This window comes from Sulfurovum sp. (assembly GCF_041562805.1).
Taxonomy (GTDB): Bacteria; Campylobacterota; Campylobacteria; order Campylobacterales; family Sulfurovaceae; genus Sulfurovum.
In genome coordinates this window covers 1-10,176 of the sequence record NZ_JBFFOH010000085.1, presented here as the reverse complement: position 1 = coordinate 10,176, position 10,176 = coordinate 1, and the positions used below count along the sequence as shown (strand labels likewise).

The window sequence follows — 10,176 nt, the reverse complement described above, 5'->3', positions numbered from 1 at the left end:
TTAGAGAGAGTATCGGTAAGCGTAATGCAAAGCAGCTTAAAAGAGATGGTTATCTAATCGCAAACATTTATGCAAATGGTGTTGAAAATATCAACGCTGCATTTAAACGTGGTGAATTTGTAAGAACAGTAAGAAATAAAGAGACACTTGCATTCCCAGTTAAAGTTGGCGATAAAGAGATCAATGTATTTATCCAAGAGTATCAACTACACCCGGTAAACGGTGATGCAACTCACGTAGATCTAAGAGTAGCAGTTCCAGGGCAGGTAACAAACTTCCTTGTACCGGTAGTAACGCACGGAACACCAATTGGACTTAAAAACAAAGGTGTACTTGTTATGTCTAAAAAAAGATTAAAAGTAAGAGGCGCTATCGAAGATATGCCTGCAAGATTTGATCTTAATGTAGAACCACTAGAAAGAGATGCATCAATTCTTGTAAGAGATGTTGAAGTACCTGCAAACTGTAAAATGATGGACAGACCAGATGTTGCCATCTGTGGTGTGATCAAAGCTAAATAATAGCATGAAAGCACTGTTGTGATACTCTTCGTAGGTCTAGGTAATCCAGGATCACAATACGAAGATACACGACATAATATCGGCTTTAAGATCATCGACAAACTTGTTAATGATTTTTCTGCTCGAGATATTTCCAAAAATTCTTTTCACGGCAAGCTTTATCGCGCTGCCAATACACTTTTTTTAAAACCTACTACATTTATGAACCTTTCAGGGACATCCGTACAACCTGTAAAACATTTTTTCAAAGTAGAACTTGAAGATATTATTGTGATCCATGATGATATTGATCTGCCTTTTGGTGCGGTGCGTTTTAAAAGAGGTGGGGGACATGGTGGACACAATGGACTCAGATCACTCGATACATATATCACAAAAGAGTATTTACGTGTAAGAGTAGGTGTGGGCAAACCAGAACATAAGTCACAAGTATCAGACTATGTATTACATGATTTTTCTCAAGATGAAGTTTCTATGTTAGATGCACTGATAGCACATGTTGCAGAGGCTTGTAAAGTACTATCTGGAGAGGAACTTAACGAAGTCAAGTCTAAGTACAGTCTGAAATCCATAGAAGGTTTAACGCTATGAGCATGTTTAATCCTTCATTGCACTTTAGATATTTAGCTAAGCTCTACATTAAAAATCTTCTCTCCATATTGTTTGGTCTCTCTTTTGCTTTTGCTGCGATTGATTATTTTCAACATGTGCAGAAACTTGAAGTTGCTTCAAATTATAAAGTACTCTATATCTTCTACATGTGGCAAGAGGCATTGGGATTACTTTATCCTTTGGCTATTGTTTTTGCACTTATTATGACAAAACTTGCATTGGTAAAAAATAATACGATGGGAGCATTTCATGCCTTTGGATACGATAAAAAAAGACTTTTAATACCATTGTTTACAGTAGCTTCACTGACATATCTTATTTTTTTGACCTTACATACTACACAATTTTCTTATGCAAAAGATAAAGCAGAATTCCTTCTTAAAAATGAATTGACTGCTTATAATGTCAATGACCTTTTTTTCAAATATAATGATACATTTGTCTATATTAGCAAGCTTGATCCTATAGAAAAAAAGATCAAAGACATTACGATCTTTAAAGTAGAAGGGCATCAGGTACGTTATACGATAAATGCTCCTATAGCAACATTTGACGGTGAAATATGGACCGCATATGATGCTACACTCAAAACACACATCTATGAAAATAATGAATTGAAAAGATACACAGTAGAGCATAAAGAGCATATAGAAACATTAGAAGGCTATAAACCCCAGATCATCGAATCACTCTATGAGGGTAAAGCATTGAATATACTAGATGCTTATTCCACCTGGAAATTGTTGGAGAAGCAAAATCTAAGCTCCAATAAGATCAGGGCATCATTGTATGATAAGGTAATCGTACCACTCTTCTCTATGGCTTTATTACTTATTTTATTTTTTAAGCTCCCTTTCCATGCGAGAATGATGAATATGGGTGCTGTGATAGCACTCTCTTTGGCTACAACATTTGTAATTTGGGGTATATTATTTGGTTTAAGTCAGATGGGGGCAAACGGTGTTCTACTTCCTGAAGTGACGGCTATATTGCCTGTAATTCTTTTATGGGTGTATGCTCTTTACATCTACTATACGAATGAAAAAAGCCTCGTCTAATACCCCGTAGCACTTTAAATGCACCTTTTAATCAACTTTTAGATAAAATCACCCTAAAATAGACTCAAGGTATTGAGCATATAGGATAGTATAAATGAATATTGATTATAAAGCATTGGCAAACCAATATGGTACACCTCTGTATATTTATGATTTTGATTATATTGAAAATAGATATACCACACTCAAAGATGCATTTTCAGGTAAAAAATCTATTATCAACTATGCAGTAAAAGCAAACTCAAACCTCTCTGTTATCGCTCACTTGGCAAAGCTTGGCGCAGGTGCTGACTGTGTTAGTATCGGTGAAGTAAAACGTGCACTCACTGCAGGTGTAGATAAATACAAGATCATCTTTTCAGGTGTTGGTAAGCGTGATGATGAGATACGTGAAGCACTGGAGCAGGATATCTTACTTCTCAATTTAGAGAGCGAAGCTGAGATGAAACGTGTGGAGATGGTCGCGAAAGAACTGGGTAAAGAAGCACGTATCTCTATCCGCGTTAATCCAAATATTGATCCTCAAACACACCCATACATTTCAACAGGACTGCATGAGAACAAATTTGGTGTAGAGATAGATATGGCAAAACGTATGTATATCTATGCAAATAAATCGGAGTTTTTAAATCCTGTAGGTATTCATTTTCACATAGGTTCTCAGCTTACACAGTTGGAACCTATACGTGAGGCATGCTGTATCGTAGCAGATCTGGTCCGTTCACTTAAAGCGATAAAGATCGACATTAAATTCTTTGATGTTGGTGGTGGTATCGGTGTAGTATATGATGATGAAATCACTATTCCTGCCGAGGCATATACTCAAGCTATATTTGAATCAACCAAAGGTTTAGATGTGACACTGTTATGCGAACCAGGCCGTTACATGGTAGCCAATGCGGGAGCATTCTTCACCAAAGTATTGTATGAAAAAGTGAATGACGGAAAACGTTTTGTCATTGTAGATGGTGCGATGAATGACCTTTTGCGTCCAAGCCTCTATAATGCGTATCATAAGATAGAGGCGATACTTGTAGAGGGTGAAAATACACCTGCAGATGTGGTAGGACCTGTCTGTGAAAGCGGTGACTTCTTTGGTAAAAATGTACCCCTTCCTCCATTGAATCATAATGATCTTCTTGTGGTACACTCTGCGGGTGCATATGGATTTACCATGGCGAGTAATTACAATACACGTAACAAAGCTGCAGAAGTAGCCTTGGAAGGTGGAAAAGACAGACTCATACGTAAGCGTGAAACGTATGAAGATCAGGTACGTTTAGAGCTTGAGTATCTAGAAAAGTAAAGTAAAAAAGGCAGGGTTTGAATATGACTTTAGATGAGCTAAGGGTAAAGATAGACAACATTGATAATGCATTGTTAGAACTCTACAATGAACGTATGGAGTTGGTACATCAGGTAGGTGAAGTTAAAAATACCACAGGTGCACCTATTTACCGTCCTGAACGTGAACAAGCTATTCTAAATCGTCTCAAAAGTCAAAATAAAGGAAAGCTTACAGATGCTGCGATCGATGCACTCTTTTTAGAGATGTTTGCCGTAGCCAGAAATCTGGAACTTCCTGAAGCTGTAGCATACCTGGGTCCTGAAGCAAGTTTTACACATCAGGCAGCTGAAAGTAAGTTTGGTGCGATGAGTGCATACCTGCCTATGAGTTCTATACCGGGTATTTTTCGTGAAGTAAAAAGAGGCACCGCGAAATTTGGTGTGATCCCTATAGAAAACTCTTCCAATGGAATTGTAAGTGATACGATCAATTGTCTGGATGAGTATGATCTTAAAATTATCGCTGAAGTCATGATAGATGTGCATTTGGCTTTTGCTACAGTGAATGATGATATCAAGAAGATCACAAAAATTTACTCTAAAGATATCGCTTTTGGACAGTGTCGTAAGTTTTTGGAAGACTTGGGCTTGGATGAAGTAGAACATATCCCCGTAGAGTCAACGGCAAAGGCAGCCAAGCTTGCACTTAAAGACGACACCGCAGCAGCACTCTGTCCTGCGGTAGCAGCAAAGTTAAATAATTTACCTATACGCTTTAACAATGTAGAAGACAACAGTAACAATAAAACACGATTCTTTATCATCTCTGATTTTGAAAATGCAGCTTCAGGGAATGATAAAACGTCATTGCTTGTGAGACTTTTGGATAAACCAGGTGCACTGGTGGACTTCCTCAATAATTTCGAAGAAGCGAAAGTGAATTTGACAAAAATTAAGTCACATATTGTAGATGGTGAGTCGATCTTTTTCATAGAGTTCAACGGACATAAGGACGATGCTCATATTAAATCTATTTTAGAAAAGCATCAAGATGAGATCAAAGTATTGGGTTCATATGTTAAAGAGATCGATGATATTTAAAAGAAGCAGTAAGTCATAATGGAGAAAAAGAAGAATGAGATTTAACAAAGTATTACAAAACATTAAAACGTATGAAGCGGGTAAACCTATAGAGCTTGTGGTACGTGAATTTGGTATTTCTGCTGAAGATGTGGTGAAACTGGCTTCTAATGAAAACCCTATAGGAACAAGTCCGTCAGTAGCAAAAGCGATAGTTGATAATTCACACAAAGCACACTTATATCCTGATGACAGCATGTTTGAGCTCAAGGCGGCACTTTCTGAAAAGTATGGTGTGAAAGATGAGAATATTATCATCGGTGCGGGTTCAGATCAGGTTTTAGAATTTATCTCTCGTGCTGTTTTGGATGAAAATTCTTCAGTACTTATGTCGGCCGTGACATTTGCCATGTATGAGATCTATGCCAAGCAGATGGGTGCAAAGATCATCCGTACGGCAAGCCATGAACATAAGTATGATGAGTTTATGGAAGCATACCGTATGCATCAACCAAAGATCATTTACATTTGTACACCGAACAACCCTACTGGTGATGCAACGAGTAAAGAAGAGGTATTGGAGATCATCAATGCAGTAGATAGTGATACCTTGATCGTTGTAGATGGTGCTTACATGGAGTATGCTGCGGCCAAAGATGAGAAATATGCTATCACGCCTAATGATCTACTTGGGTTTGAAAATGTCATTTATCTCGGTACATTTTCAAAAGCGTATGGCTTGGGTGGTATGCGTGTAGGCTATGGTATCGCTCAAACTGAGCTTATCCATGAACTCTATAAAATGCGTCCTCCATTTAACATCTCTACACTCTCTTTGGCTGCTGCCATAGCAGCGTGTAAAGATGATGATTTTGTAGCAGAATCTATCGCTTTGCATCAGGCACAGATAAAACGTTATGAAGCTTTTGCTGATGCACAGGGATTCAAATACATAGAGAGTTATACAAACTTTATCACGTATCTGTTTGATGAGAGTATAGATTCTACCAAGATAGCAGATGCTTTACTTAAGCGTGGTGTGATCATCCGAAACCTTGCTTCTTATGAAATGAATGCGATACGGATCACCATAGGCACAGCAAAACAAAATGATGTTTTCTTTAAACATTTTTTAGAAGTGACAGCTTGAAAAAAATTGAGATCGTAAAAGCAAATGAAGTAGAGATTGAACCTTTTATTTTAAGTGACTTTATCCAACATAAAGCAGCGCACAGTATGATGAAAAAAGTAACAAAAAAAGAACTAAAACATTTAGCTGACAATATAGGCTTAGTGTATGATGATGCACAGATAGTTTTCACAAAAAAACTACTAAGTGCCTATTTACTAGGGAAATAAAAAGATGATAGATTTAAAAGCACATTCTATAGATGAACTCAATACTTTAGCTGAAGATATCAGACAAAAGATATTGGATACAGTAAGTAAAAATGGTGGGCATTTGAGTTCTACTATGGGTGCAACAGATCTTATCATAGCGATGCATAAGGTTTTTGATGTAGAGAAAGATCCTTTTATCTTTGATGTAAGCCATCAGGCGTATGCGCATAAACTCTTGACGGACAGATGGGATACATTTGATACCTTACGTCAGTTTGGAGGCATCTGTGGATATACTAAACCTAAAGAATCTCAATATGATTATTATGTGGCAGGGCACAGTTCTACTTCTATCTCACTGGCAGTGGGCGCAGCAAAAGCCATAGCACTGAAAGGTGAAGAGCGAGTGCCTGTTGCATTCATAGGTGATGGAAGTATGTCTGCCGGGATGGTTTATGAAGCAATGAACGAACTGGGTGACAGAAAATACCCGGTGGTCATCATTTTAAATGACAATGAAATGAGTATCGCAAAACCTATAGGAGCGATCAGTAAACTACTTTCTCAAACGATGGCTGGTTCCTTTTATCAGAAATTCAAAGGAAAAGTAGAAAAAGTGCTTGACCATTTACCTGAAGGTGCAACGTATATGGCAAAAAGGTTTGAAGAGTCCTTTAAACTTATCACCCCGGGTATTTTATTTGAAGAGATGGGGATTGAGTATATAGGTCCTGTAGACGGTCATGATATTGAATCACTGATAGAGACAATGGAAGTAGCCAAAGCTTTAGGTAAACCGGTGATCATTCATGCGCAAACGACTAAAGGGAAGGGCTATGAGATAGCTGAGGGTACGAAAGAACACTGGCATGGAGTAAGTGCTTTTGATCTTAAAACAGGGGAAGCACCTAAAAAGAATGGTGCAAAAGCCGCAACAGCTATTTTTTCTGATACTTTGATAGCACTTGCAGATGAAGATGAAAAAGTGGTAGGAGTGACTGCTGCTATGCCAAGCGGTACAGGCATGAGTGCTGCTATTGAAAAATACCCTGAGCGTTTTTGGGATGTTGCCATCGCAGAGCAACATGCTGTAACCTCTATGGGACCATTGGCAAAAGAGGGGTTTAAGCCATTTTGTACGATCTATTCAACCTTCCTGCAACGTGGTTTTGACCAGCTTATTCACGATATAGCGCTTATGGATCTAGGTGTCGCTTTTGCATTGGATAGAGCAGGTATAGTGGGAGAAGATGGAGAGACGCATCAAGGTGCTTTTGATATCTCTTACCTCAGAGGTATACCAAATATGACATTGCTTGCACCCTATAATGAAACAACAATGAAGCTTTGTATGGAGTTTGCCAAAGAGTATGATCATCCTTGTGCGTTTAGATACCCCAGAGGGGCATTTTTGGCTAAAGACAAAGAGAGTACAGCCTATGAGTTAGGGAAGTCTATTTTACTGCAAGAGGGTGAAGAGATACTTTTTATCGGATACGGTAATGGTGTCGGACGTGCCCAACAAGTAGCTGAACTTCTTGAAGTCAATCCTGCAGTGTTGGATCTGCGTTTTGTGAAACCATTGGATGAGGAGATGCTTGTGTCTTTAAGTGCCAAGTATAAAAAATGGTTTGTATTTTCAGATTCTGCAGCACTGGGTGGTGTAGGATCAGCCATCTTGGAACTCTTAAGTCAAAAGAAGATAAACGATGTAGAGTTGACCACGTTTGAGTATGATGATGCCTTTATCACTCATGGTAATACAAAGCGGGTAGAAGAGTCTCTAGGGATATTACCTGAGCAGTTGGCAAAGAGGATCGTGTAGAGGAAATGACCTCTACATCAAATCTGTGTTTGATAAAGTATCTTTTGAGATATTTCATCAAGTTCAGTGACAGTGAACAAAAATTTAAAAAATTCTCTGAGCCATATGGCGAAGCTTCACCGAAGATCATTTAGTGGTTTATGGGCATCGCTCTTTAGCGCAGAAGTGAGAAAAATAAAACAAAGGAAAAAAATGGCTAACGAATACATTTTTACAAGTGAATCGGTAACCGAGGGTCATCCGGATAAAATGGCTGACCAGATCTCAGATGCTATACTCGACTATATCATCGAAAAAGATCCTCAGGCCAGAGTGGCTTGTGAGACGTTACTGAGCAATGGTTTTTGTGTTATCGCAGGAGAACTAAAAACAACAGCTTATGCACCGATGCAAGAGATTGCAAGAGAGGTCATAAGGGAAATAGGTTACACGGATGCAAGTTATGGTTTTGACTATAGGTCTGCAGGGGTACTTAACGGTATAGGAGAGCAAAGCCCTGATATCAACCAGGGTGTTGATCAGGCTTCAGGAGAGATCGGTGCAGGTGACCAGGGACTTATGTTCGGTTATGCTTGTAGCGAGACTAAAGAACTTATGCCTTTACCTATATCACTGGCACATAAGATCACTGCCAAACTTGCAGAGGTACGTAAAAATGGTACTGTCCCGTTCTTACGTCCAGATGGTAAAGCACAAGTTTCAGTCAAGTATGTAGATGGGAAACCGGTTTCTATAGATACTATCGTAGTTTCTACTCAGCATCATCCGGAAGTGACACTTGAACAGGTACAAAAAGCAGTACTTGAAGAAGTCATTAAAGCCGTGATACCAACTGAGTTAATGTCTGATGACATCACGTATCATATTAATCCCACAGGGCGTTTTGTTATCGGTGGACCTCAAGGTGATGCGGGACTTACAGGTAGAAAGATCATTGTCGATACCTATGGTGGTTCTTGCCCTCATGGTGGAGGAGCCTTCTCAGGTAAAGATCCTACAAAAGTGGATCGTTCTGCTGCTTATGCTGCAAGGTACGTAGCGAAGAATCTTGTAGCCGCAGGTGTGTGCGATAAAGCAACACTGCAAATAGCGTATGCGATCGGTGTAGCTAAACCAGTCTCTATTTATGTTGATACACACGGTACAGCAATAGTAGATGAAGAGTTGATCACATCTTGTGTCGAGTCACTTTTTGATCTTACACCGAAAGGTATTATGGATGCGTTGGATCTACTTAAACCTATTTATCGTAGAACAGCAGCTTATGGTCACTTCGGAAGAGAAGAAGATGGGTTTAACTGGGAGAAAACAGATAGAATAGATGAGATAAAGAAGTATTTGAACATTTAGTCTTTGTGAGAGTGTAATGAATTGACTCTTTTGAATACTTTAACAAATTATCTAAAGAGATTAAAGTTTTTTTTAAAAATCTTTAGCTATAGTTTGCGTATATAACTATAAAGGAATAAAAATGGCAGTAATTATTGGTGATACTTGTATCAACTGTGCGGCATGTATTGACGAATGTCCAGTAGAAGCAATTGTAGATGAGGATGATAATCCAACGGGTGAGGAATTATACTATGTATATCCTGACAAATGTGTTGAGTGTGTAGATCACTTCGACTCTCCAGCATGTGCTGAAGCGTGTCCAACAGAGGGTTGTATTACTTGGGATATGCCATTCACGGCTGAGCACAAAGATCACTTCATGGGTGGAAACTACGTTGATGGTCTAAACTACGTTATGGAAGATGCAGATGCTGAAATGCCAATGAGAGATGATATCTCATTAGAAGATAGAGCAGCTCATAAAAACGTTGTAGTAGACTAATCTTCATCACTTTACAGAGACTACCACTTGGTAGTCTCAACTTATACCGCTTGACCCTTTCAAAACTTAAACTTATTTTAATACTTTATTAGGTAGAATTCCGCCCGAATACTCTCCACATAATTTAATTTGGAAGTAAATTATCGCTTTAGGAATATAAAGATGGAACAAACATTATCAATCATTAAACCAGATGCAGTAGCTAAAAACGTTGTAGGACAGATTCTTGCAAGATTTGAAACAGCAGGACTTAGAATTGCAGCCACTAAGAAAACAAGACTTTCACGTGTAGATGCAGAAGCATTTTATGCGATTCACGCTGAGAGACCTTTCTTTAAGGACCTTGTAGATTTCATGATCTCAGGACCTGTTGTTGTAACAGTACTTGAAGGTGAGAATGCAATGGCTAAAAACAGAGACCTTATGGGTGCTACTAACCCTGCAGAAGCAGAAGCTGGAACGATCAGAGCAGATTTTGCAGACAGTATCGATGCAAATGCAGTACACGGAAGTGACTCTGTTGAAAACGCGAACATTGAAATTAACTTCTTTTTTGCACAGAGAGAAATTCACTAAGTAAAAAACTATGAAAATAGTTTTTGACAAAATAGGTTCCAC

The 10,176-nt window shown here is 38.6% G+C and carries 11 protein-coding genes; all 11 read left to right on the top strand.

The window, feature by feature from the left end:
* On the top strand, nucleotides 1–521 hold a 521-nt coding region (locus ABYK33_RS10125), incomplete at its 5' end, for a 50S ribosomal protein L25/general stress protein Ctc (protein ID WP_373033064.1).
* Nucleotides 522–539: 18 nt separating this feature from the next.
* Nucleotides 540–1,112: an aminoacyl-tRNA hydrolase gene (gene pth, locus ABYK33_RS10120; protein WP_373033063.1), complete on the top strand. Its 573-nt coding sequence runs from the start codon at nucleotides 540–542 to the stop codon at nucleotides 1,110–1,112.
* Nucleotides 1,109–2,191 carry an LptF/LptG family permease gene (locus ABYK33_RS10115; protein ID WP_373033062.1) on the top strand — a complete coding sequence of 361 codons (1,083 nt, stop codon included), beginning with the start codon at nucleotides 1,109–1,111 and terminating at the stop codon, nucleotides 2,189–2,191. Before pth ends, ABYK33_RS10115 begins: the two co-directional genes overlap by 4 nt.
* Nucleotides 2,192–2,285: 94 nt before the next feature.
* Nucleotides 2,286–3,497, top strand: a complete 1,212-nt coding sequence (lysA, locus tag ABYK33_RS10110; RefSeq protein WP_373033061.1) for a diaminopimelate decarboxylase — start codon at nucleotides 2,286–2,288, stop codon at nucleotides 3,495–3,497.
* A gap of 23 nt (nucleotides 3,498–3,520) precedes the next feature.
* The gene (pheA, locus tag ABYK33_RS10105; RefSeq protein ID WP_373033065.1) at nucleotides 3,521–4,579 is read left to right on the top strand and encodes a chorismate mutase; all 1,059 of its coding nucleotides are present in this window, start codon (nucleotides 3,521–3,523) and stop codon (nucleotides 4,577–4,579) included.
* A gap of 34 nt (nucleotides 4,580–4,613) precedes the next feature.
* Entirely contained in the window at nucleotides 4,614–5,708 is a 1,095-nt protein-coding gene (gene hisC / locus ABYK33_RS10100) for a histidinol-phosphate transaminase (protein WP_373033060.1), read from the top strand.
* Nucleotides 5,705–5,917, top strand: a complete 213-nt coding sequence (locus ABYK33_RS10095) for a hypothetical protein (RefSeq protein ID WP_373033058.1) — start codon at nucleotides 5,705–5,707, stop codon at nucleotides 5,915–5,917. Before hisC ends, ABYK33_RS10095 begins: the two co-directional genes overlap by 4 nt.
* A 4-nt stretch (nucleotides 5,918–5,921) precedes the next feature.
* On the top strand, nucleotides 5,922–7,724 hold the full coding sequence (dxs, locus tag ABYK33_RS10090) for a 1-deoxy-D-xylulose-5-phosphate synthase (protein ID WP_373033057.1): 1,803 nt from the start codon (nucleotides 5,922–5,924) through the stop codon (nucleotides 7,722–7,724).
* Nucleotides 7,725–7,916: 192 nt separating this feature from the next.
* A complete protein-coding gene (gene metK / locus ABYK33_RS10085; protein ID WP_373033055.1) occupies nucleotides 7,917–9,074 on the top strand; it encodes a methionine adenosyltransferase in 1,158 nt (385 codons plus the stop codon).
* A 121-nt stretch (nucleotides 9,075–9,195) separates the two neighbouring features.
* Nucleotides 9,196–9,558 (top strand): 4Fe-4S dicluster domain-containing protein, encoded by a 363-nt coding sequence (locus tag ABYK33_RS10080; RefSeq protein ID WP_373033053.1) that lies wholly within the window; start codon nucleotides 9,196–9,198, stop codon nucleotides 9,556–9,558.
* Nucleotides 9,559–9,720: 162 nt separating this feature from the next.
* Nucleotides 9,721–10,134: a nucleoside-diphosphate kinase gene (ndk, locus tag ABYK33_RS10075; protein ID WP_373033052.1), complete on the top strand. Its 414-nt coding sequence runs from the start codon at nucleotides 9,721–9,723 to the stop codon at nucleotides 10,132–10,134.
* Nucleotides 10,135–10,176: the final 42 nt, after the last annotated feature.

Bases quoted from the DNA above. Each gene is read 5' to 3' on its own strand.
- ABYK33_RS10115 (WP_373033062.1), top strand. From the start codon at position 1,109: ATGAGCATGTTTAATCCTTCATTGCACTTTAGATATTTAGCTAAGCTC.
- lysA (WP_373033061.1), top strand. From the start codon at position 2,286: ATGAATATTGATTATAAAGCATTGGCAAACCAATATGGTACACCTCTG.
- pheA (WP_373033065.1), top strand. From the start codon at position 3,521: ATGACTTTAGATGAGCTAAGGGTAAAGATAGACAACATTGATAATGCA.
- hisC (WP_373033060.1), top strand. From the start codon at position 4,614: ATGAGATTTAACAAAGTATTACAAAACATTAAAACGTATGAAGCGGGT.
- dxs (WP_373033057.1), top strand. From the start codon at position 5,922: ATGATAGATTTAAAAGCACATTCTATAGATGAACTCAATACTTTAGCT.
- metK (WP_373033055.1), top strand. From the start codon at position 7,917: ATGGCTAACGAATACATTTTTACAAGTGAATCGGTAACCGAGGGTCAT.
- ABYK33_RS10080 (WP_373033053.1), top strand. From the start codon at position 9,196: ATGGCAGTAATTATTGGTGATACTTGTATCAACTGTGCGGCATGTATT.
- ndk (WP_373033052.1), top strand. From the start codon at position 9,721: ATGGAACAAACATTATCAATCATTAAACCAGATGCAGTAGCTAAAAAC.